This is a genomic window from Paracoccaceae bacterium Fryx2, from assembly GCA_032334235.1.
GTDB lineage: Bacteria > Pseudomonadota > Alphaproteobacteria > Rhodobacterales > Rhodobacteraceae > JAVSGI01.
In genome coordinates, this window is the sequence record JAVSGI010000005.1 from 1578083 (window position 1) to 1599018 (window position 20936).

General features: G+C 68.5%; 22 protein-coding genes and 1 other RNA gene. 12 read left to right on the top strand and 11 right to left on the bottom strand.

Annotated elements, in window-relative coordinates; genetic code table 11:
• Positions 1-218 precede the first annotated feature (218 nt).
• The 9 genes from RNZ50_16850 to RNZ50_16890 all read left to right on the top strand — a co-directional run bounded on the left by RNZ50_16850 (position 219) and on the right by RNZ50_16890 (position 10412).
• Entirely contained in the window at positions 219-1532 is a 1314-nt protein-coding gene (locus tag RNZ50_16850) for a hypothetical protein (protein ID MDT8856662.1), read from the top strand.
• A gap of 439 nt (positions 1533-1971) precedes the next feature.
• Positions 1972-3873, top strand: a complete 1902-nt coding sequence (locus RNZ50_16855) for a cation:proton antiporter (GenBank protein ID MDT8856663.1) — start codon at positions 1972-1974, stop codon at positions 3871-3873.
• A 179-nt stretch (positions 3874-4052) separates the two neighbouring features.
• On the top strand, positions 4053-4904 hold the full coding sequence (locus RNZ50_16860; protein ID MDT8856664.1) for an SPOR domain-containing protein: 852 nt from the start codon (positions 4053-4055) through the stop codon (positions 4902-4904).
• A 14-nt stretch (positions 4905-4918) separates the two neighbouring features.
• Positions 4919-6079 carry a D-alanyl-D-alanine carboxypeptidase family protein gene (locus tag RNZ50_16865; GenBank protein ID MDT8856665.1) on the top strand — a complete coding sequence of 387 codons (1161 nt, stop codon included), beginning with the start codon at positions 4919-4921 and terminating at the stop codon, positions 6077-6079.
• Between the two features lies 1 nt (position 6080).
• On the top strand, positions 6081-6719 hold the full coding sequence (tmk, locus tag RNZ50_16870) for a dTMP kinase (protein ID MDT8856666.1): 639 nt from the start codon (positions 6081-6083) through the stop codon (positions 6717-6719).
• Positions 6720-7847 (top strand): DNA polymerase III subunit delta', encoded by a 1128-nt coding sequence (locus tag RNZ50_16875; protein ID MDT8856667.1) that lies wholly within the window; start codon positions 6720-6722, stop codon positions 7845-7847.
• A gap of 5 nt (positions 7848-7852) precedes the next feature.
• Positions 7853-8674, top strand: a complete 822-nt coding sequence (locus RNZ50_16880) for a TatD family hydrolase (protein ID MDT8856668.1) — start codon at positions 7853-7855, stop codon at positions 8672-8674.
• Entirely contained in the window at positions 8671-9477 is an 807-nt protein-coding gene (locus tag RNZ50_16885; GenBank protein MDT8856669.1) for an MBL fold metallo-hydrolase, read from the top strand. The genes RNZ50_16880 and RNZ50_16885 overlap by 4 nt, the downstream gene beginning before the upstream one ends.
• Positions 9474-10412 (top strand): AEC family transporter, encoded by a 939-nt coding sequence (locus RNZ50_16890; GenBank protein MDT8856670.1) that lies wholly within the window; start codon positions 9474-9476, stop codon positions 10410-10412. The genes RNZ50_16885 and RNZ50_16890 overlap by 4 nt, the downstream gene beginning before the upstream one ends.
• A 4-nt stretch (positions 10413-10416) precedes the next feature.
• Here RNZ50_16890 and hisN read toward each other — a convergent pair whose 3' ends face one another.
• Both hisN and RNZ50_16900 read right to left on the bottom strand, forming a co-directional pair.
• Positions 10417-11220 (bottom strand): histidinol-phosphatase, encoded by an 804-nt coding sequence (hisN, locus tag RNZ50_16895; protein MDT8856671.1) that lies wholly within the window; start codon positions 11218-11220, stop codon positions 10417-10419.
• 70 nt (positions 11221-11290) lie between these two features.
• Positions 11291-11653, bottom strand: coding sequence for a helix-turn-helix transcriptional regulator (locus RNZ50_16900; GenBank protein ID MDT8856672.1), 363 nt, complete (start codon positions 11651-11653; stop codon positions 11291-11293).
• A 339-nt stretch (positions 11654-11992) separates the two neighbouring features.
• On the opposite strand from RNZ50_16900, the gene RNZ50_16905 reads away from it, so the two are divergent.
• Positions 11993-12955, top strand: a complete 963-nt coding sequence (locus RNZ50_16905) for an NADPH:quinone oxidoreductase family protein (GenBank protein ID MDT8856673.1) — start codon at positions 11993-11995, stop codon at positions 12953-12955.
• A gap of 60 nt (positions 12956-13015) precedes the next feature.
• Here RNZ50_16905 and RNZ50_16910 read toward each other — a convergent pair whose 3' ends face one another.
• A complete protein-coding gene (locus RNZ50_16910) occupies positions 13016-13900 on the bottom strand; it encodes a LysR family transcriptional regulator (GenBank protein MDT8856674.1) in 885 nt (294 codons plus the stop codon).
• Between the two features lie 133 nt (positions 13901-14033).
• On the opposite strand from RNZ50_16910, the gene RNZ50_16915 reads away from it, so the two are divergent.
• Together RNZ50_16915 and RNZ50_16920 are read left to right on the top strand one after the other, a co-directional pair.
• A complete protein-coding gene (locus RNZ50_16915) occupies positions 14034-14282 on the top strand; it encodes a DUF1127 domain-containing protein (protein MDT8856675.1) in 249 nt (82 codons plus the stop codon).
• Positions 14283-14423: 141 nt separating this feature from the next.
• Positions 14424-15146, top strand: coding sequence for a Bax inhibitor-1/YccA family protein (locus RNZ50_16920; GenBank protein MDT8856676.1), 723 nt, complete (start codon positions 14424-14426; stop codon positions 15144-15146).
• Between the two features lie 97 nt (positions 15147-15243).
• Here RNZ50_16920 and RNZ50_16925 read toward each other — a convergent pair whose 3' ends face one another.
• From RNZ50_16925 to RNZ50_16960, 8 genes are all read right to left on the bottom strand, one after another.
• Positions 15244-15933, bottom strand: coding sequence for a VIT family protein (locus RNZ50_16925; GenBank protein MDT8856677.1), 690 nt, complete (start codon positions 15931-15933; stop codon positions 15244-15246).
• Between the two features lie 127 nt (positions 15934-16060).
• Entirely contained in the window at positions 16061-16228 is a 168-nt protein-coding gene (rpmG, locus tag RNZ50_16930) for a 50S ribosomal protein L33 (GenBank protein MDT8856678.1), read from the bottom strand.
• Positions 16229-16504: 276 nt separating this feature from the next.
• Positions 16505-16925: RNase P RNA component class A (gene rnpB, locus RNZ50_16935), an RNA gene on the bottom strand.
• Positions 16926-16937: 12 nt separating this feature from the next.
• Entirely contained in the window at positions 16938-17609 is a 672-nt protein-coding gene (locus RNZ50_16940) for an N-acetylmuramoyl-L-alanine amidase (protein MDT8856679.1), read from the bottom strand.
• A gap of 9 nt (positions 17610-17618) precedes the next feature.
• Positions 17619-18380: a hypothetical protein gene (locus RNZ50_16945; protein ID MDT8856680.1), complete on the bottom strand. Its 762-nt coding sequence runs from the start codon at positions 18378-18380 to the stop codon at positions 17619-17621.
• Between the two features lie 32 nt (positions 18381-18412).
• On the bottom strand, positions 18413-19894 hold the full coding sequence (gatA, locus tag RNZ50_16950) for an Asp-tRNA(Asn)/Glu-tRNA(Gln) amidotransferase subunit GatA (GenBank protein MDT8856681.1): 1482 nt from the start codon (positions 19892-19894) through the stop codon (positions 18413-18415).
• Positions 19891-20178, bottom strand: a complete 288-nt coding sequence (gene gatC / locus RNZ50_16955; protein ID MDT8856682.1) for an Asp-tRNA(Asn)/Glu-tRNA(Gln) amidotransferase subunit GatC — start codon at positions 20176-20178, stop codon at positions 19891-19893. The genes gatA and gatC overlap by 4 nt, the downstream gene beginning before the upstream one ends.
• A 33-nt stretch (positions 20179-20211) precedes the next feature.
• Entirely contained in the window at positions 20212-20883 is a 672-nt protein-coding gene (locus RNZ50_16960) for a ceramidase domain-containing protein (GenBank protein ID MDT8856683.1), read from the bottom strand.
• Positions 20884-20936 lie beyond the last annotated feature (53 nt).

Genomic DNA, 20936 nt, shown 5'->3' on the forward strand with positions numbered 1-20936 from the left:
GACTGCGGCCGGACCGGTCACCGCACCGGGCATTCAGGGCCTTCCCCTGCGCCGCGCCAAGGTCAACATCCCGCCCACCGCCCCCGGCAGCGCCGAGTTCGACCGGCACCCGCCGCGGTGCCCCCGGCGCCTTCGGCTCTCGTGGACAGCCGCAACGGGGCAAGCCGCGCCATCTGGGGCTGATCCTGACCGGCGCCCTGCTGCTGCTGCTGGCGATCGTGGCGGCGTGGTCATCCTTCTACATCGCGTCGGAGGACAAGGATCCGGCGGTGGTCGCCACCGCTCCCGCCTCGGATGCACCGCTGCCCGGCGTCGACGAAGAAATGCTGGCCGACCTGCAGGACCCTGCCGAATTCCCCGAAGCCGGCGCCGACCCGGCAGCGGCCGAAAGCGCAGGTCCGGTGGCCGCGCCGGAAACCCTTGATATCACGGCAGACCCGGCACCCCCGACCGATACCGTGGTCGAGGCCGCCCCCGGCGTCACCGCGCCCGCGGCAGGCGAGGCGACCGCCTTCGCCCCGGCCGAGGATGCGCAGGACGAGATTTTCCTGACCACCGTCGAGCCCGCGCCGCCGATCCTCGACCCCATCGCCCTGCCGCAGCCCGATACCCTTGCCGACGCCCTGCCGGGCCCGCAGCAGCCGCCGCCGCCGTTCGGCACGCTGTATCAGTTCGACGCCAACGGCTTCATCCAGCCGACCGAGGCCGGAGTGGTGACGCCTGAAGGTGTGACGCTGATCGCCGGTCGCCCATCCGTGGTGCCGCCGCCCCGACCGGCGGCGCTCGACGTGCCCGCCGCTGCCCCCGCCGCCACCCTGCCGGAGGCCGCCGCCGAACCGGCCGAATTCCCGTCCGACCCGGAGCTGGCCGGGGCGCGGCCGCGTGCCCGCCCGGCAGGGCTGGCCCCCCCGGCCCCGGTTCAGGCCGAAGACGACGCGGCGCTGACGCCCGAAACCGATGCGCGGGTGACCAGCCTGCGCCCGCGCCCGCGCCCGACCAGCATGATTGCCCGCGCCGAAGAGGCCCGCCGGGCGACCGAGGCCGCCACCCTCTCCGCGCTGGCCGAAGCGGTGCAGCCCGACCCCGCGACCGAAATCAGCGCCTCGTCCAGTTCGCTGGCCGTTGCCGTGTCGCGGACGCCTGCCGCGCGGCCCAAGGATTTCTCGAAGGCGGTCGAGGCGGCGGTTGCCGTCGCGGTGCGCCCCACCGCCAGGGTCGCCCCCCCGGCCGATCCCGAGGAAGAAGACGAACCCGAAGTCGCGGCCTCTGCCGCGCCGAAGATCCCGATCCGCGCCTCGCTTGCCAAGCAGGCCACGTTCGCCAATGCGATCAACCTGTCCAAGACCAACCTGATCGGCGTCTACGGCACCGCGTCCAGTCGCTATGCCCTGATCCGGCAATCCAACGGCCGCTACAAGAAGGTCAAGGTCGGTGACAGCGTTGACGGCGGCCGGGTCGCCGCCATCACAGCCAGCGAAGTGCGCTACCAGAAGAACGGCAAGATGATCACGCTGGCGATGCCGAAAGGCTGACCGCCCTTCGCGGGGGCAAACGCCCTCGGTCGATCCGGACCCTCTCGTTCGACGCGAACGCGGCGCGGCAGTTGCCTTCGCAGACCCCGTCACCGGCCTTGCACCGGATGAACCCGGAAAGGATCGGACCGATCGCGGCCTCGGGAAGATCCGCCACAGGCTGCGGGTTTCGCCGCCATCCCCATGCCCACGCCCCGGCTTCGGCAGCCGGCCGGAAGCGATCGCCGCATGGACATTGACCGGCGCGGCGGACTATGTTCCGCGCGTCCTTTGCGCCATCTGCCCCGCACTGAATCGCCTGATCCATCAGGCGATCCTGTTGCATCCCGCTCTCGCGCGGGTGCAAAGCCAGATCGCAATGGACCCACGTCCGATACCGCCCTGCCCGCTTGACCCGATTCCCCGTTCAGCAAAGCCCGATTCCGCAAAAAGGACCACGATGGAAGGTTTCCTCTATCTTGCCAGCATCTACCTCGGCACCGCCGTGCTGATCGTGCCGCTGGCGGTCCGGTTCGGGCTGGGGTCGGTGCTGGGCTATCTGGCGGCGGGCATCCTGATGGGGCCGGTGCTGGGCCTTGCGGGCACCGAAACCATCGACCTGCAGCACTTCGCAGAATTCGGCGTGGTGATGATGCTGTTCCTGATCGGCCTCGAACTCGACCCGCGCGCGCTGTGGGACATGCGGCACCGGCTGCTCGGCCTGGGGGGGCTGCAGGTGGTGCTGACGACCGGTGCCATTGCGGCGGTGCTGCTGGCACTGGGGGTTGGCTGGCAGATCGGGCTGACGGTCGGCATGGCGCTTTCGCTTTCGTCCACCGCCATCGTGCTGCAGACCCTGACGGAAAAGGACCTGATGCGGTCAAGCGGCGGACGCGGCAGCTTTTCGGTGCTGCTGACGCAGGACATCGCGGTGGTGCCGATGCTGGCGCTGATTCCGCTGCTGGCCGTCGGGGGCTCGATGGCCGGGCTGACCACCGAAAACCTCGGCGTCAGCAATCCGGGGCTGGCGGATGACCCCTCGCAGGCGGCCGAACCGCTGATCAGCCTGGTGCAATCGCTGCCGGGCTGGGGCGTCACGCTGCTGACGCTGGCCATCGTGGCCACCATCATCCTGGCCGGGCACTACCTGACGCGGCCGGTGTTCCGCTTCGTCCATGCCTCGCGCCTGCCGGAAATGTCGACCTTCATCTCGTTGCTGATGGTGCTGGGCATCGCCTTCCTGATGATGCTGGTCGGGCTGTCGCCGGCCCTTGGCACCTTCCTGGCCGGGGTGGTGCTGGCCAACTCGGAGTTCCGCCACCAGCTTGAAGCCGACATCAAGCCGTTCAAGGGCCTGCTGATGGGCCTGTTCTTCATGACCGTCGGGGTCAGCATCGACGTTGCGGTGCTGATGGCGCAGCCGCTGCTGATCCTGGCGCTGACGGTGGGGCTGATCGCGCTGAAGGCGGTGGTGCTGCTGGGGCTGACCTGGCCGTTCGACATCCGCGGCCGCGACCGTTTCCTGTTCAGCCTCGGGCTTGCGCAGGCGGGCGAGTTCGGCTTCCTGATCATCAGCTTTGCCCTGCAGCAATCGGTGCTGCCGGACGAAATCGCCAAGCTGGCGCTGCTGGTGATCAGCCTGTCGATGCTGCTGACGCCGCTGCTGTTCATCGCCTACGATGTGCTGGCCCGCCGCATGACCGCCCGCACCCCCAGCCCCGAACCCGACGAGATCGACAGGAAGGGCCGGGTGATCATCGCGGGCATCGGCCGCTTCGGGCAGGTGGTCAACCGCCTGGTGCGGATGAGCGGCATCGACACCGTGGTGCTTGACGCCGACATGACCACGATCGAGACCATGCGCCGCTTCGGCGTCAAGGGCTTCTTCGGCGACCCGACCCGCCCCGAACTGCTGGAGGCCGCGGGCCTTGCCGAGGCGTCGGCGCTGGTGGTGGCGGTCGACAGCCGCACCTCGGCGCTGAAGATCGTGACCTTCGCCCGCAAGTTCCGCCCCGACCTGCACATCGTCGCCCGCGCCCGCGACCGGGTGCATGTCTATGAACTATTCCAGGCCGGGGCCAACGACATCGTGCGCGAAACCTTCGACAGCTCGATCCGCGCCGGGCGCTATGTGCTGGAAAACATCGGCTTCACCGATTACGAGGCCGCCAGGCTGTCGCAGACCTACTACAAGGTTGACCGCGCCGCGATGCGCGATCTGGCAGAGCTTTGGGTGCCCGGCCAGCCCGTCCACCTCAACGATGCGTATGTCGCCCGCGCCCGCCAGCTTGACCGCGACATGGAAACCGCGCTGATCGACGATCTCGACGACTCCCGCCCGCAAACCGATGCGGCCGAGTGACCCTGCCGCCCTCGCTCCGACTGCCGAATTCCGCTCAAACCGGCCGGAACCCTTTCCAGCCGGTCAGCTTGGCGATATGATGCGCGCGAGCGCAAGGGCGCGTGATGGGCAGGCAGCCACCCCCGCAGGGGTGGAACGGGACAAGCGCGGCACAGAACACGCGCGGCAAGGGGCTTGGAATGACGAAGGCAGCGATCAGGAACCTGATCTTGGCGGCGATGGCGGCGGCGGGTCTTGCCGCCTGCGAAGACGGGGTCAACCCCTTTGCAGGCAAGGACAAACCGGCCGAAGACGGGGCAGAGGCGGTGCCTTCCACCTCGGTGCGGCTGGTGGATCGCGATGTCGAGGCGCCGCAGGTCTTTCAGGTGACCGATGATGCACTGTGGGACGGGCGGCCCTCGCTCGGCGGCGTCTGGGTCGCCTCGCCCGATGCGGTCGACCCCGAGCGGGTGATCCTGCGCAACCCGGCCAATGGCAAGTTCGTGATCGGCGCGCTGTTCCGGCGTGAACGCGAAAACCCGGGGCCGAAGCTGCAGATCTCGTCGGATGCGGCCTCGGCACTGGGCCTGCTGGCCGGGCAGCCGGGCAAGCTGAACGTCACCGCGCTGCGCCGCGAAGAAGTGCCGCAGGCCGCCCCCGACGCCCGCAAGCCGATTCTCGATGCCGCCGAGACGGTGGATACCGCCGTTCTGCCCCCGGTGGCCGCTGCCGCCGCCGCAATCGACCGGGCCGACGGCAAGCCGCCAGCGCCCGCCAAACCCGCCGCCACACCGGCCCCGACCGCCGCCGCGGCCCCGCCCGCGTCCGGCGGACCGAACGCCATCCAGATCGGCATCTTCAGCGTCGAGGCCAACGCCCGGCGCGCGGCCGCAACCCTGACCGGGGCAGGCATCGCCGCCGACACCCGCAAGGAAGAAAGTCAGGGCAAGGCGTTCTGGAGCGTCGTCGCCCGCGGCGCCGGCGACCGGGCCGCCCTGCTGGCCAAGGTCAAGGGCCTTGGCTTCACCGACGCCTATTTCCTCTCCCGCTGAGAAAGGACCGCCCGATGTTCCGGCACCTCGCCCTCGTCCTCGCCTTCGGCCTTGCCGCCCTGCCCGCACAGGCGTTCGACACCCGTGCCGGGGCGGCCTGGGTCTATGACGTGACCACCGGCACCGTGCTTTTGGACAAGAACGGAGACGAGTCGCTGCCCCCTGCCTCGATGTCCAAGCTGATGACCCTGAACATGCTGTTCGAGGCGCTGAAGGACGGCCGCGTGACGATGGACACGACGTTCAGCGTATCGACCCGTGCCCGCGAAATGGGCGGCTCGACCATGTTCCTGAACGAGATGGACAAGCCGACCGTCGAAGACCTGATACACGGCATCATCATCAATTCCGGCAACGACGCCTGCGTCGTGGTGGCCGAGGGCCTTTCGGGCAGCGAAGCCACCTTTTCCCAGCAGATGACCGAACGGGCCCGGGCGCTGGGGATGACGAAGTCGAACTTCACCAATGCCTCGGGCTGGCCCGACCCCGAACACCGCATGTCGATGCACGACCTTGGCGTGCTCGCCAACCGCCTGATCACCGAATTCCCCGAGTATTACCCGTTCTTCGCCATGACCGGCTTCAACTACAAGGACCGCGCGCCCGCCAACAGCGAGAACCGCAACCCGCTGCTCAAGCTGGGCTCGGGCGGCGACTGGACGGCAGACGGGCTGAAGACCGGGCACACCATGGAGGCGGGCTACGGGCTGGTCGGGTCGGCCAAGCGCGGCGACCGGCGGGTGATCTTTGCCATCACCGGCCTTGCGTCGGAGAAGGATCGGGCCGAGGAATCCGAAAGCCTGGCAAACTGGGCCTTCCGCCAGTTCGTGCTGAAAACCGTGGTGACCAAGGGCCAGCGGCTGGCCGAGGCCGATGTCTGGATGGGTGAAGCCACCAAGGTCGGCATGGTGGCAGAACGGGACGTGCAACTGCTGCTGCCCGCGCTGGTGCAGGGTCAGGTCACGGCCGAGGTCAGCTACACCGGCCCGCTGACCGCACCCGTGGCGCAGGGCGCCAAGGTGGCCGATCTGGTGATTCATGTGCCGGGCCTGCCCGATGCCCATGTGCCGCTGCTGGCCGAAACCGCCGTGCCGCGCGGCGGCTTCGCCACCCGGCTTGGCGTCGCCGTGCAGGTGCTGCGCACCCGCTTTGCGCCCGAGGCCCCCGCGTCCTGACATGGATTCCGCAGGAAGGACCACCGGCCGCTTTGTCAGCTTCGAGGGCATCGACGGCTCTGGAAAAAGCACGCAGGCCCGCCTGCTGGCCGATGCGCTGGTGGCGCGCGGCTGGCCGGTGTTGCTGACGCGCGAACCCGGCGGCAGCCCCGGCGCCGAGGAAATCCGCCGTCTGGTGCTGGAGGGCGACCCCGACCGCTGGTCGGCCGAAACCGAGATCCTGCTGTTCACCGCCGCCCGCCGCGACCATCTGGAAAAGACCATCCGCCCCGCGCTGGACCGCGGCGCCGTGGTGATCACCGACCGGTTCGCCGACAGCACCCGGATGTATCAGGGCATATCGCGGGGCGACCTTCGCCGCACGGTGGACGATCTGCACGCGCTGATGATCGGGGTCGAGCCTGACCTGACGCTGCTGATCGACATCGACCCCGATCTGGGCCTGTCGCGCGCCCGCGCCCGGCTGGGTGCCGAACAGCGGTTCGAGGACATGGGCGCCGACATGCAGACCCGGATGCGCGCCGGGTTTCTGGCGCTGGCCGCCTCCGCCCCGCGCTTTCGGGTGATCGACGGCAACCGCGACCCGCAGGCGGTGGCCGCCGACGTGCTGGCCGCCGCCTTTGCTCACTTCGGCACCTGAATGGCGCTCGCCCCCGAAGACATCCCCGAACCTGATCGCGTCGAAGGCGCGCCGCACCCGCGCGAAACCGGGCGGCTGATCGGCCACGGCGCGGCGCAGGCCGAGTTTCTGGCGGCCTTCAACGGCGGCCGCCTGCACCACGGCTGGCTGATCACCGGGCCGCGCGGCGTCGGCAAGGCGACGCTGGCGTGGAAGCTGGCGCGGTTCCTGCTGGCGACACCCGAAAATGACGGCGGCATGTTCGCCCCGCCGCCGCCCGTCACGCTCGACATTCCCGACAGCCACCCCGTTGCCCGCCGCATGGTGGCGCTGGCCGAGGGGCGGCTGTTCCTGCTGCGCCGCGGGCTGAACACCAGCGAAAAGGCACTGTCGGCCGATATCAGGGTCGAGGAAGTGCGCAAGCTGAAAAGCTTCTTCAACATGACCGCCGCCGATGGCGGCCGCCGCGTGGCGATCATCGACTGCGCCGATGAGCTCGCCACCGCCGGGGCCAATGCGCTGCTGAAACTGCTGGAAGAACCCCCGCCGCTTGTCACGCTGATCCTGATCAGCCACCAGCCGTTCCGCCTGCTTCCCACGATCCGCTCGCGCTGCCGCGAGCTGCGGCTGGGGCCGCTGCCTGCGCCCGAAATGGCTGAAGCCATGGCGCTGGCCGGGGCCGAGCCCACCAACCCCGAGGCGATGGCCGAACTGGCCGGCGGCTCGGTCGGCGAGGCGATCCGCATCGCCAACCTCGACGGCATGAAGCTCTATGATTCCCTGCTGGCCCTGATGACGACCCTGCCCCGCATGGACCGCCAACGCGCGCTGGCGCTGGCCGAACTCGGCGCCGGGCGCGGGCAGGAGGCGCGGTTCGACCTGATCCTGACCCTGCTCGACCTCTTTCTGGCGCGGCTGGCGCGGGCAGGCACGCTGGGCCATTGCCCGCCCGAAGCCGCCAGGGGCGAGGCCGCGCTGATCGCCCGCCTTGCCCCCGACCCACGCAGCGCCCGCGTCTGGGCCGAACTGGCGCAGACCCTTGGCCTCAGGGCGCGGCGCGGCCGGGCGGTCAACCTTGACCCTGCCGCACTTCTCATGGATATGGTGCTGAAGATCGACGAGACGGCGGGCACGCTCGCCCAAAGGTAGGCAGCATGATCCCCGAACCGCTTAACGCCGCCCCGCCGCCACAGATCGTCGACAGCCACTGCCACCTCGATTTCCCCGATTTCGAGGGCGAGTTGCCCGAGGTTGTCGCCCGCGCCCATGCCGCTGGCGTTACCCGCATGGTGACGATCTGCACCCGCCTGCGTCATGAACCCCGGGTCCGCGCGATTGCCGAGGCATTCCCCGGCGTGTTCTACACCGCAGGCACCCACCCGATGAGCGCCGCCGAAGAACCGATGGCGACGGTTGAAGACCTGGTGGCGCTGGCGCAGCACCCGAAATTCGTCGGCTTCGGTGAGTCCGGGCTCGACTACCACTATTCCGCCGACAGCATCGCGGCGCAGCAGCAAAGCCTTGCCGTGCATATTCAGGCGGCGCAGATCACCGGCCTGCCGCTGGTCATCCACGCCCGCGACGCCGACGACGACGTGGCGCGCCTTCTGTCCGAAGGCTATGCCCGCGCGCCGTTCGGCTGCGTGATGCACTGCTTTTCCTCCGGCCCGGCACTGGCGCAGACGGCGCTCGACCTCGGCTTCTACCTGTCGATGTCGGGCATCGCCGCCTTCCCCAAATCCGCCGACCTGCGCGCGATATTTGCCGCCGCCCCGCTCGACCGCATCCTGCTGGAAACCGACAGCCCCTACCTTGCGCCGCCGCCCCATCGCGGGCGCCGCAACGAGCCGGCCTACACCGCCCACACCGCCGCGATCGGCGCGCAGGTGTTCGGGCTGACCCCGGCCGCCTTCGCCGCCGCCACCAGCGCCAACTTCGACCGCCTGTTCGCCAAGGCCGCGATGGTGCCTGCGTGAGCGCCCGGCTGCGCTTCACCATCCTGGGCTGCGGCTCGTCCGGCGGCGTGCCGCGCCTTGGGGGCGACTGGGGCGCCTGCGATCCGTGCAATCCGAAGAACCGCCGCCGCCGCTGCTCGCTGCTGGTGGAACGCATCACCGATCAGGGCGTGACCCGCGTGCTGATCGACACCTCGCCCGACATGCGCGACCAGTTGCTCGACGCGGGCGTGGGGCTGCTGGATGCGGTGGTCTATACCCATGCCCATGCCGACCATGTCCACGGCATCGACGACCTGCGCCAGATCGTGTTCAACCGCCGCTCCCGCCTGCCGGTCTGGGCCGACGGCCCGACGCAGGATGCGCTGCTGTCGCGTTTCGGCTATGCTTTCGTGCAGCCCGGCGACAGCCCCTACCCGCCGATCCTCGACCTGCATTCGATCCATGACGACCCGTTCCAGATCACCGGCGCGGGCGGCACCGTGACGCTGCATCCGTTCCATGCCGACCATGGCGCGATGGACGCGCTGGGGCTCAGGATCGGCGGGCTGGCCTACCTGCCCGACGCCGTGGCGATCCCCGAGGCGGGCTGGGCGCTGCTGCAGGGGCTGGAGATCTGGGTGGTCGATGCCCTGCGCCGCACGCCGCACCCGACCCACGCGCATCTGGCGATGACGCTGGACTGGATCGCCCGCGCCGCCCCGCGCCGCGCGGTGCTGACCAACATGCACATCGACCTTGACCACGACACGCTGGCCGCCGAACTGCCCGACCATGTCGTGCCGGCCCATGACGGGATGGTGCTGGAACTGGACGCCGCGTGAGCGCGCTGCTCGACGTGATCCTGCCGGTGTTTCTGGTGATCGGTTTCGGCTACGCCATGGCCCGCGTCGGTCTGCTGGGTGACAGCGCGGTTGATGGCGTGATGCGCTTTGCCCAGAATTTCGCCGTGCCCTGCCTGCTGTTCCGCTCGATCGCGCAGCTTGACCTGTCGCAGGCGTTCGAGCTGCGCCTGCTGCTCAGCTTCTACATCGGCGCCTTCATCAGCTTCGGGCTGGGGTTCCTCGGCTCGCGCCTGATGTTCCACCGCCCCGTGCAGGACAGCGTGGCCATCGGCTTTGCCTGCCTGTTTTCCAATACCCTGCTCCTGGGCCTGCCGATCACCGAACGCGCCTATGGCCCCGACGCGCTGGCGGGCAACTATGCCATCATCGCGCTGCATTCGCCGCTGCTCTACGGCTTTGGCATCACCCTGATGGAAACGGTCCGCAGCCACGGTCAGGGGCTTTCCGCCCCGGCACTGGCCGGGCAGGTGCTGCGGGCGGTCTTCACCCAGCCGATGGTGCTTGGCATCTCGGCGGGCTTTGCCGTCAACCTGTCGGGGCTGGCGCTGCCGGGGTCGCTGGCCGCGGCGGTGGACATGATGGCGCGCGCGGCGATTCCCGCCGCCCTGTTCGGTCTTGGCGGCGTGCTGACCCGCTACCGCCCCGAGGGCGACAGCCGCACCATCCTGATGATCTGCGCCCTGGCCCTGCTGGTGCATCCGGCGATCACATGGGGGCTCGGGCGTTTCGCCTTCGGGCTCGACGCGGCGGGTCTGCGCTCGGCGGTGATCACGGCGGCGATGGCCCCCGGCGTCAACGCCTATCTCTTTGCCGACATGTATGGCGTCGGCCGGCGGGTGGTGGCCTCTTCGGTGCTGCTGGCTACGGCCGCGACCCTTGTCACCGCCTGGTGCTGGCTGCAGATCCTGCCCTGAGGCGTCAGCCGTTCAGCACGGCCAGCGCCGCCGCATGAACATCGGCGTTCGCCGCCGCCAGCACCCGGCCCCCCTGCGGGCAGGGCCGCCCCTGCCAGTCGGTGACGATGCCCCCCGCCGCCTCGATCACCGCAATCGGCGCCTGCACGTCATAGGCCTGCAAGCCCGCTTCTACCACAAGGTCGATATGCCCGGCCGCGATCAGCGCATAGGCATAACAATCCATGCCATAGCGCGTCAGGCGGCACTGCGGCACGAGGCGGCGGAAGGCCGCGCCCTCCTCTGCCGTGCCGACCTCGGGAAAGGTGGTCATCAGGATGGCCTGCGACAGCGGCCGCGCCGCCCGCGTCCGGAGAGGCCGCGACCAGTGCGGCCCGGTCATCGCGGCACGTCCGAAGCCGCCCTCGAACCGCTCGCCGATATAGGGCTGGTCGATCAGGCCGTAAATCGGCCCGGTCGCATCGGCAACCGAGATCAGCACCCCCCAGGTCGGCGCCCCGCACAGATAGGACCGCGTGCCGTCGATCGGGTCCAGCACCCAGGTCAGCCCGCTGCTGCCCGGGGTGGGCCCCATCTCCTCGCCCAATACGGCGTCCTGCGGGCGGCGCTGCGCCAGAATCTCGCGCATCCGCTGTTCCGACAGGCGGTCGGCCACGGTCACCGGGTCGAAGCGGTCGGTTTCCTTGGTGTCGGCCGCGAGGTCGGCGGTGCGAAAGTGCAGCAGGGTCGCCGCCCGCGCCGCATCCGCCAGTTCGGCCGCAACCGCGATCAGTTCCGCCTGCTCTGCCTTCGTCACCATGTCCGCCATCCGCCCTTGCCAACCCGCCGCCACCCTGAAGGGCGGCGCGGGCCAGCGCAAGGGCCTGCGCCGACGCGCGTCAGGCGGCGTCGCTCAGCACCCGGGCCAGATCGAACAGCCGACGGCGCTGCGCCTCGGGAATGGCATAGTAGGAGCGCACCAGCTCCAGCGCCTCCTTGTCGGCCAGGATGTCTCCTTCCACCGCGCGCGCGCCTTCGCGAGCCTCGTCGATGCCTTCGAAAAAGAAGGCGATGCCGACGCCCAGCGCCTCGGCCACGTCCCAAAGCCGCGAGGCGCTGACCCGGTTCATGCCGGTTTCATATTTCTGGATCTGCTGGAACTTGATTCCCACCTGATCGGCGAGTTGCTGCTGGGTAATCCCGACCATCCAGCGGCGGTGGCGAATGCGTTTTCCAACATGAGCGTCTACAGGGTGCTTCATCGAAATCTCCGGTTTGGTCGGCTTCGTATGCCCTTTATCAAGCAAGATCCGTGCCAAAATCGGGGCTGTCCGACCTTTTCCACAGGAAAGCGAAAATCGGTTGCAAACCTGTCTTTTTGGATATGTCCAATTATACAGGTGAAGAAGTATTCAGCGCCAAGTTTGCAGCTTCACCCCAGAGGCGCTTTGGTTAACACCCACTCGCGCTAAGCGGGTTTCGCATTACGCTATGCATTTTGCAACGATCGGCGTCACATTCTTGTGCATTCTGCAATATACCCGGGCTGGAAGGTCGGCAGCGCACCCGTTATGGTGGAAACGCCTGACAACGGAGAGATCATGCTTGCCTATCGGATCGACGCTTTCGGACAGCCGGCCCGGCTGCAGACCCTGCCCGACCCCGTCCCCGGACCGGGCGAGGTGCGCTTGCGCATCGCGGCCTGCGGGCTGAACTTCGCCGACCTGCTGATGCAGGAAGGCAAGTATCAGGAACGCCCCACCCCGCCCTTCACCCTCGGAATGGAAGTGGCAGGCACGGTCGAGGCGCTGGGCCCCGGCTCCGCGGGCCCGGCCCCTGGCACAAGGGTCGCGGCCTTCGCCAGCCAGGGTGGCCTCGCGACCAGCGGCTGCTTTGCCGCCGACCGCTGCCTGCCCCTGCCCGACGCTATGGATTTCACCACCGCCGCCGCCTTCCAGATCGCCTATGGCACCAGCCATGTCGCGCTGTCGCACAAGGCCGCCCTGCAACCGGGCGAAACGCTGCTGGTGCTGGGCGCGGCCGGCGGCGTCGGCCTGACGGCGGTCGAGATCGGCAAGCGCATGGGGGCGCGGGTGATCGCCAGCGCCCGCGGCGCGGACAAGCTGGCCGTCGCTGCGGCCGCCGGGGCCGACCACCTGATCGACAGCGACGCGCCCGACCTGCGCGGCACGCTCAAGGCGCTGGGCGGGGTGGACGTGGTCTATGACCCGGTCGGCGGCGACGCCTTCCTCGAGGCGCTGCGCGCCACCCGCCCCGAGGGGCGCCTTCTGACCATCGGCTTCGCCTCGGGCGCGGTGCCGCAGGTTCCCGCCAACCTGCTGCTGGTCAAGAACTTGTCGGTGATGGGCCTCTACTGGGGCGGATACCTGAGCTTCCGGCCCGAAGTGCTGACGCGCAGCATGGCCACGCTGTTCGGCTGGTTCGCCGACGGCGGCCTGCACCCCCATGTCAGCCACACCCTGCCGCTGGACCGGGTTGCCGAGGCGCTGACCCTGCTGCGCAGCCGCACGTCCACCGGCAAGGTCGTGGTGACGATGCCCTGACCCCAAATTTTCTACGAAAATTTCCCTGCCCTGCCGGGAAACGCCGCTGCCCCGGAGTGCCTAAATTTTCGTAGAAAATTTGCCCTCCGCCGCCCGCCCCGCGTAGGCGCGCCGAATCAGATTGGCCAGCGCGCCGACCGCCGGGCTGTGGACCGGGTCGGCCACATAGAGATTGACCTTGGTGCGCGCCAGATCGGGCAGCGCCCCGCCATGGGCGATCCGTTCCACATGCGGCGGCTCCGACCCCGCAAGGGCGGCATGGACGGCCAGATCGGCGCTGACCGAGGCTTCGATGGTGCGCGAGCTGTCGGATTCCACCGCCATCTCCCAGCCGATCCCGGCCCTGTCCAGCGCCGCCTGCACACCCTGGCGGAAGATGCAGTTGTGCTCGAACGCCAGCCGCAGCGGCCGGCTTTTCCACGCCGAGCCCCCCGGCGCGCCGATCCATACCAGCGGCAGTTCCGCCAGCGTCTCGCCGCCCTCGCCCACCCCGTCCTCGGTGGTCAGGATCACGTCGCACTCGCCGCGCCCGAACTGCGCCAGCAGCACGCGGGTAAAGGACGACAGCAGCGTGACCCGCATCCGGGGAAAGTCGCGGTTGAATTGCTGCAGCACCTGCGGAATCGCGGGATAGACAATGTCATGCGGCACGCCCAGCACCACCTCGCCCTCGTGCACGTCATGAGTCAGCCGCCCGAACACCTCGTCATTCAGCGCCAGCATCCGCCGCGCATAGCCCAGCAACTGCTCGCCCGGCGGCGTCAGCACAACCTTGCGCGCCGAACGGTCGAGCAGCGGCACCTGCAGCACATCCTCCAGCCGCTTGATCTGCATCGACACCGCCGACTGCGTCAGGTTCAGGAACCCCGCCGCGCGCGTCACCCCGCCCGCGTCGGCGATCGCCATGAAAGAGCGCAGGGCCGTCAGATCCAGATTGCGAGCCATATCACGTTTCCTGATGCGAGCCGTCAAAAGCATTCATTTTTCTAATGTCGCAAACTATGGCAAAAGGATCAAGTGATCGAAGCGGCAACCGCCCCATCCGGTCACCGATGCAGATGTCCTGAAAGGAAAGATCATGTTCGCCTCGCTCCACACCGCCCAACTGACCTGCTCGGGCCTTCAGTCCGGCCGCATGTTGCCGGTCGGCGGGTTTTTCCATCGCCTGCTGCGCACCGCCGAGTTGAGCCGGATCGCGCGTCGCCAGCGCGACGCCCTGGCCCGGCTGGACGATCACGCCCTTGAAGACATCGGCCTGACCCGCGACGAGGCTTTCGCAGAAGCCAACCGGCCGCTTTGGGACGTGCCGAACGCCTGGCGCCGCTGATCACCGTCGACACCGGGAAGGCGCGGCAAATCGGTATTTCGCAGGGAAACGCTTGAAATCAGGCGCGCACCTGCCAATATTACGAAGGCAGGGTGGGTCTGCACGTCAGGCCCGCCCCTTTCATTTCGACGGAGGCTTCACATGGCTGAATATCAAACGATCCGTTCGGTCGGCGCAGGCGCCCGCACCGCCCAGATCGACGTCGGGCTGCGTGCCCACATGAACAAGGTCTACGGGCTGATGTCCGTGGCGATGCTGCTGACCGGCGGCGTGGCCTGGGCTGTCGGCACCAATGAGGCGCTGCTTCAGGCGATCTTCGCCACGCCGCTGAAATGGCTCGTGATGTTCGCGCCGCTGATCATGGTCTTCGCCTTCAGTGCGATGATCAACCGCCTCTCGGTCGGTGCGGCACAGCTTTTCTTCTACGTCTTCGCCGCGGCGATGGGCCTGTCGATAAGCTACATCTTCGCCATCTATACCGGCGTGTCGATCGCGCAGACCTTCCTGATCACCGCAATCGCCTTCGCGGGCCTGTCGCTTTACGGTTACACCACCAAGAAGGACCTGTCCGGCATGGGTACCTTCCTGATGATGGGCCTGATCGGGCTGATCGTGGCAATGATCCTCAACATCTTCCTCGGCTCGCCTGCCCTGATGTTCGCCATCTCGGCGATCGGCGTGCTGATCTTCGCGGGTCTGACCGCCTACGACACGCAGAACATCAAGACCACCTATCTGGAGCACGCGCAGGCGGGCGATCAGGAATGGCTGGGCAAGGCCGCCATCATGGGCGCGCTGCGGCTCTACCTCGACTTCATCAACCTGTTCATGTTCCTGCTGAGCTTCCTCGGCAACCGCGAATAGTCCGCAAGTCCGGGCAGACAGTTGAAAGGGCCGGGGGAAACCCCGGCCCTTTTCGCATGGCAAGGCGCCGTCCACCGGGCGCGGGACCGAAGGCCGGTCACACCACGGCGCCGAACAGGCTGCCGACCAGCGCCGTGACGGCCATGGCAATGGCCCCCCAGAAGGTGACCCGCAGAACCCCCCGCCCGATCGGCGCGCCGCCCGCCCGCGCCCCAAGCGCACCCAGCACGGCCAGGGCCCCCAGCGACAGCGTCGTGACCCCGACCACCAACTGCGGCTCGGGGGCAAGCACTGCCGCCCCCAGCGGCAGGGCCGCACCCAGCGCAAAGGCCGCAGCCGAGGCCACCGCCGCCAGCAGCGGCCGTGCCGCCGTGGCTTCGCTGATCCCCAACTCGTCGCGGGCATGTGCGCCAAGCGCATCATGCGCGGTCAGCTGCGCCGCGACCTGACGCGCCAAGGCGGGGTCCACACCCCGGCTTTCGTAAATGGCGGTCAGTTCCGCCAGTTCGCCCGCAGGCAGGGTGGCAAGCTCGCCCCGCTCGCGCGCAAGGTCGCTGGCCTCGGTATCGGCCTGCGACGACACCGAGACATATTCCCCGGCGGCCATCGACAAGGCCCCCGCCGCCAGTCCGGCCGCCCCCGCCACCAGGATCTCCGACCGCCCGGTGGCCGCCGCGGCCACCCCGACGATCAGGCTTGCCGTCGACACGATGCCGTCATTGGCCCCCAGCACCGCCGCGCGCAACCAGGTGACGCGATCAATGAAATGAAGTTCGGGTCTCTGCATGGCCTGCCTCGCGGTTGTGAACGCCACAGGCAACCAGCCCGACCTGACACCAGGCTGAACGCGCGCCCGGAATGACAAAGGCCGCACCCATGGGCACGGCCTGTCGAGGTCGTATTTCCGGCAGATCCTACTTGATCTTGCCTTCCTTGTATTCGACATGCTCGCGCTTGACCGGGTCGTACTTCCGCACCACCATCTTTTCGGTCATCGTGCGGGCGTTCTTCTCGGTCACGTAGAAGTGCCCGGTCCCCGCCGTCGAGTTCAGACGGATCTTGATCGTCGCCGGTTTCGCCATGGTCGTCGTCTCCTGCAGCCGGGCAGAGCGCCGCCCGTGAAATCCTTGAAGCCTGCCTTTTACCGATGGGGCGGGCCGAGTCAACCGCGAAACGTCAGCATCAACCAGATTGCGCGCCTGCGGCGCAAGCCTTTCAGCGCTGCGCGCGATGTGCCTTCGGCGAGGGTATTTGGACCAAGAAGAATCCAGCAGGACTCTGCGCTTCCCGTTTCTTCTTGGTCCAAATACCCTCGCCGAAGGCGGAAACCGGCAGGGCCGGGTAATGCGGCAAAAGGCGTGCGCGGATGGCCTGTAAGCCGGGTTCTGTTCGGGGGCGTGGCGCCCCTTCGATGACCATTCCTCTGCCCCCGCCGTTACCGGCGGGATCTAGCTGCCAACCCGGGCCCCTGGGCTGAGCCGTCCCTGTGGCGGTATCCCCGGCCCTTCGGCCGCGGACCTTTCCACGCGGGGCCCCTATTCGGCATTGCTCCGGGTGGGGCTTGCCATGCCAGTCCTGTTGCCAGTCCTGCGGTGGGCTCTTGCCCCACCGTTTCACCATCACCCCGGACCCGTTGCCGGGCCGATAGGGCTGTCTCTTCTCTGTGGCGCTTTCCCTCGGGTTGCCCCGGCCGGGCGTTACCCGGCACCCCTGCCTCATGGAGCCCGGACTTTCCTCGCATGCCCGTTGCCGGGCACACGCGGTCATCCGGCCATCCGCGCGAAGGCGGGCTTACGCTGCGGCTCCGCTTCCGTCAACGGGAAAGCGCCGGGCGAGGTCGGCGGCCAGGCTTGCGTCGGTGGCATCCAGTGCCCCCCGCGCCCAGGGGCGGAAGCGCAGCCGGAAGGCGGCCAGCAGCAGGTCGGGGGCCACGTCGGGGTAGCCGAAGGCGCGGGCGGCGGCAGCGAAATCGCCGGGCGGGCCGGTGTCGGGCCAGACCGACAGCCCTGCCAGCGCCAGCCTGCGCCAGTCGAAGCGCGGCCCGGGGTCGGATTTGCGCCCCGGCGCCATGTCGGAATGGGCGATCACCCGTTCGGGCGCAATCACGCGGCGCGTCATGATGTCGGACAGCAGCGATTCCAGCGCGCGCATCTGCGGCTCGGGGAAAGGGTGGCTGCCGGTGTTGGCGAGTTCGATCCCGATCGAGCGCGAGTTCACCTCGGTCACCGCCCCCCAGGCCCCCACCCCGGCATGCCATGCGCGCAGGTCTTCGGGCACCAATTCCAGCACGGCGCCAGACTCGGCTATCAGGTAATGCGCCGAAACCTGGGCCTCGGGGTCGCACAGCCTGTCACAGGCGGCTGCGGCCGTTGCCATTGCGGTGTAATGCAGCACGATCAGGTCGGGCTTAACGCTCCCCCGCCGCGGACCGCAGTTGGGCGAGGGGTGCGGCGTGATCCGCATGGCGCCCGGTTACTTCAGGGCGGTGCGGAACGGGCGCGGGTCCCACGAACAGGCGAAGCCGTCGCCATCGGGGTCAAGGCCCTTGCGGTCCCTTTCCGGCCCGCCGTCCTCCAGGAACGCTTCCTGCGCGAGGTCGGGCGAATTGTAGCGCGCGCAAGCCGCGGCCGGGTTCGAGACCCGCAACGAAGACCGCTTGTAAACCGGCGTTCCCGGCGCATGGGTGGTCGACAGGGCAAACTGCACGATGTTCGGCCCGGCAGATCCGCTGCGTTCGGGCACGGCCGTCGGGGTCACCACCTGATACTGCGCCCGGTTGCGGGCGATCCGTTCGGCATCGCTTTCGATGGTTTCGCGCGCCGCGACCGCCGAGAAATCGTTCTCGTCGGAAATGCCACCAGAGCGGTTCAGCATCTCGCCCGATTCCACCTTGATGCCCGCAGGCGCATTGCCACGCGGCCGCGCGGAGCCATCAAGCGGGGGCTGCTGGGCGGGATAGGGTTGTGCAAGCGAAGGCTGGGCGGGGAAGGGCTGGGCCGCAGGCACGCCCGCCTCGGCCGCGTCGATCGCCGCCCCCAGCCGTTCGGTCGAGAACACCGGGGCGGGCGTCGCCATGGCCCCCGGCGCCGCGGGTGGCGGCGTGCCGTTGGTCAGCGCCGCCTCGCGGTCGCGCAGGTAGCTCGGGTAATCCTGAAAGCCGACGCCGCTGTCGGGCACGGCGGGGGCACAGGCGGCAAGGCCGAGAGCAACGAGGAGCAGGGCAGTTGGGCGCATGGGCAGGTATCCGGAAAACATCATGCCCGGGCCTACCACCATTTTTCGGGCTTTGCCACAAAGCCCGCCGCCGCTTCCAGCACATAGGCGTGATTGAGCAGGTCAGCCTCTTCCCACGGGCGCCCGATCAGTTGCAGCCCAAGCGGCAGACCTTTGGCATCCAGCCCGACCGGCACCGCGATGCCGGGCAGCCCAGCGAGGTTCACCGTGACGGTGAACACGTCGTTCAGATACATCTCGACCGGGTCGGCATTGGCCATCTCGCCCAGCCCGAAGGCGCTCGACGGCGTGGCGGGGGTAAGGATGGCATCGACCCCGGCGGCGAAGGCCAGCTCGAAGTCGCGCTTGATCAGGGCGCGCACCTTGCGGGCGCGGTTGTAATAGGCGTCGTAGAAGCCCGCCGACAGCACATAGGTGCCGATCATCACGCGGCGCTGCACTTCCTTGCCGAAGCCTTCGGCGCGGGTCTTCTCGTACATCTCGGTGATGCCGTCGCCCTGCGCCAGCTTCGCGCGGTGGCCATAGCGCACCCCGTCATAGCGCGCGAGGTTGCTCGACGCCTCGGCCGGCGCGATGACGTAATAGGCGGGCAGCGCGTATTTGGTGTGCGGCAGGCTGATGTCGACGATTTCGGCCCCGGCATCCTTCAGCATCGCCGTGCCGTCGGCCCAGAGCTTCTCGATCTCGGCGGGCATCCCGTCCATGCGGTATTCGCGCGGGATGCCGATCTTTTTGCCCCGGATGTCGCCGGTCAGCGCCGCCTCGAAGTCGGGCACCGCCAGATCGGCGCTGGTGCTGTCTTTCGGGTCATGCCCAGCCATCGCCCCCAGCAGGATCGCGGCGTCACGCACCGTCCGGGTCATCGGCCCCGCCTGATCAAGGCTCGATGCAAACGCCACGATGCCCCAACGGCTGACTCGCCCGTAGGTCGGCTTGATTCCCACGATCCCGGTAAACGCCGCAGGCTGGCGGATCGAGCCGCCCGTATCGGTGCCCAGCGCCGCCAGACAGAGGTCCGCCGCCACCGCCGCCGCCGACCCGCCCGACGATCCGCCGGGCGTCAGGTTGCGGTCATCGACCTTCCACGGGTTGACCACCGGGCCATAGCACGAGGTCTCGTTGCTCGACCCCATGGCAAACTCGTCCATGTTCAGCTTGCCCAGCATCACCGCCCCGGCATCGAACAGCTGCGCCGTCACGGTCGATTCGTATTCCGGCTTGAACCCCTTGAGGATGTTCGACCCGGCCTGCGAGGCAACGCCCCTGGTGCAGAACAGATCCTTGATCCCCAGCGGAATGCCGCAGATCCCCGGCGCATCGCCGACCTTCAGGCGCGCATCCGCCGCCCGCGCCTGATCCAGCGCCAGTTCCGGCGTCTTGTGGACAAAGGCCCCCAGCCCGTCGCCCGCATCCATCGCGGTCAGGCAGGCCATGGTCAGATCGACCGCGCTCAACTCGCCCTTGCGCAGCGCGTCGCGCGCGGCGGCGACGGTCAGTTCGTTCGGATGTGTCATTCCACCACCTTCGGCACCGCAAAGAAGCCTTCCCGCGCATCTGGGGCATTGGCGAGGATCTGGCTCTGGATGCCGCCATCCGTCACCACATCCGCCCGCCGTTTCAGCCGCATCGGGGTAACGCTGGTCATCGGCTCGATGCCGGTCACGTCAACCTCGTTCAACTGTTCCATGAAGGTCAGGATGCCCGACAGCTCACCCGCCAGCGCGGGCAGGTCGGCCTCCTCGACGCGGATGCGCGCCAGCTTGGCCACACGCCGCGCGGTTTCGATGTCGATGGACATGGCGCAATGCTCCGCTTACCCGTTTGGCGTGGTTTAGCCGGGCGTGCCCCCCGCTGCAAGACGGGTGGTGGCGTGGCGATGCCGCCGGTAGACCTCGATCATCCAGCCCAGCATCACCGCATTCAGCAGGTGCCACAGGAAATGCGTTCCCATCGGGATCACCCCGCACAGCGGCCCGTCCAGCGTGCGGAAGGTCAGCGAAGCCACCAGCACCAAGGCCCCTGCCGCCAGCCCCCGCGCCGTTTCGGGCGCCCGCCGCCGCAGCAGCCACGCATAGGCCAGAATCAGCACCGGCACCGGCGCATAGCCCGCCGACGACCCGAGGCCGGGCACCATCCCCCAAAGCGGCACCGTCAGCGCGGCATAGGGAAAGAACGCGAGCACCGCCAGCCCCGCCTGCCAGCCCTTCAACCCCAGCATGTCGCGGCTCGCGGCATAGACATAAAGCAGGATGAACCCCAGGATCGGCAGCACGTCCATCAGCCCGGTCAGCCGGTTGGCATGGGTGTGGAACAGCCACGACCCGACCCCGATCGCCCCCAGCACGATGGCCAGCGCCCGCGCCAGCGGCACCCCCCGCACCCGGGGCCAGACCACCAGCGCCGCCACGACAAAAGCCAGATTGGTCAGCGCATTCAGCGGCTCGGCCCAGTAGTCCGGCCCCAGCCGCTCGCAATAGGCATCCACCGGCTCGAACCAGCCCATTTCTTTCCCCCCCGATCACGCTAGACTGGATTTGGATCGCAACCAAGGAATTG

Bases quoted from the DNA above. Each gene is read 5' to 3' on its own strand.
- RNZ50_16860 (MDT8856664.1), top strand. From the start codon at position 4,053: ATGACGAAGGCAGCGATCAGGAACCTGATCTTGGCGGCGATGGCGGCG.
- tmk (MDT8856666.1), top strand. From the start codon at position 6,081: ATGGATTCCGCAGGAAGGACCACCGGCCGCTTTGTCAGCTTCGAGGGC.
- gatA (MDT8856681.1), bottom strand. From the start codon at position 19,894: ATGACACATCCGAACGAACTGACCGTCGCCGCCGCGCGCGACGCGCTG.
- RNZ50_16865 (MDT8856665.1), top strand. From the start codon at position 4,919: ATGTTCCGGCACCTCGCCCTCGTCCTCGCCTTCGGCCTTGCCGCCCTG.
- RNZ50_16880 (MDT8856668.1), top strand. From the start codon at position 7,853: ATGATCCCCGAACCGCTTAACGCCGCCCCGCCGCCACAGATCGTCGAC.
- RNZ50_16945 (MDT8856680.1), bottom strand. From the start codon at position 18,380: ATGCGCCCAACTGCCCTGCTCCTCGTTGCTCTCGGCCTTGCCGCCTGT.
- RNZ50_16940 (MDT8856679.1), bottom strand. From the start codon at position 17,609: ATGCGGATCACGCCGCACCCCTCGCCCAACTGCGGTCCGCGGCGGGGG.
- RNZ50_16905 (MDT8856673.1), top strand. From the start codon at position 11,993: ATGCTTGCCTATCGGATCGACGCTTTCGGACAGCCGGCCCGGCTGCAG.
- RNZ50_16900 (MDT8856672.1), bottom strand. From the start codon at position 11,653: ATGAAGCACCCTGTAGACGCTCATGTTGGAAAACGCATTCGCCACCGC.
- RNZ50_16920 (MDT8856676.1), top strand. From the start codon at position 14,424: ATGGCTGAATATCAAACGATCCGTTCGGTCGGCGCAGGCGCCCGCACC.
- RNZ50_16875 (MDT8856667.1), top strand. From the start codon at position 6,720: ATGGCGCTCGCCCCCGAAGACATCCCCGAACCTGATCGCGTCGAAGGC.
- RNZ50_16915 (MDT8856675.1), top strand. From the start codon at position 14,034: ATGTTCGCCTCGCTCCACACCGCCCAACTGACCTGCTCGGGCCTTCAG.
- RNZ50_16910 (MDT8856674.1), bottom strand. From the start codon at position 13,900: ATGGCTCGCAATCTGGATCTGACGGCCCTGCGCTCTTTCATGGCGATC.
- RNZ50_16925 (MDT8856677.1), bottom strand. From the start codon at position 15,933: ATGCAGAGACCCGAACTTCATTTCATTGATCGCGTCACCTGGTTGCGC.
- rpmG (MDT8856678.1), bottom strand. From the start codon at position 16,228: ATGGCGAAACCGGCGACGATCAAGATCCGTCTGAACTCGACGGCGGGG.
- gatC (MDT8856682.1), bottom strand. From the start codon at position 20,178: ATGTCCATCGACATCGAAACCGCGCGGCGTGTGGCCAAGCTGGCGCGC.
- RNZ50_16855 (MDT8856663.1), top strand. From the start codon at position 1,972: ATGGAAGGTTTCCTCTATCTTGCCAGCATCTACCTCGGCACCGCCGTG.
- hisN (MDT8856671.1), bottom strand. From the start codon at position 11,220: ATGGCGGACATGGTGACGAAGGCAGAGCAGGCGGAACTGATCGCGGTT.
- RNZ50_16960 (MDT8856683.1), bottom strand. From the start codon at position 20,883: ATGGGCTGGTTCGAGCCGGTGGATGCCTATTGCGAGCGGCTGGGGCCG.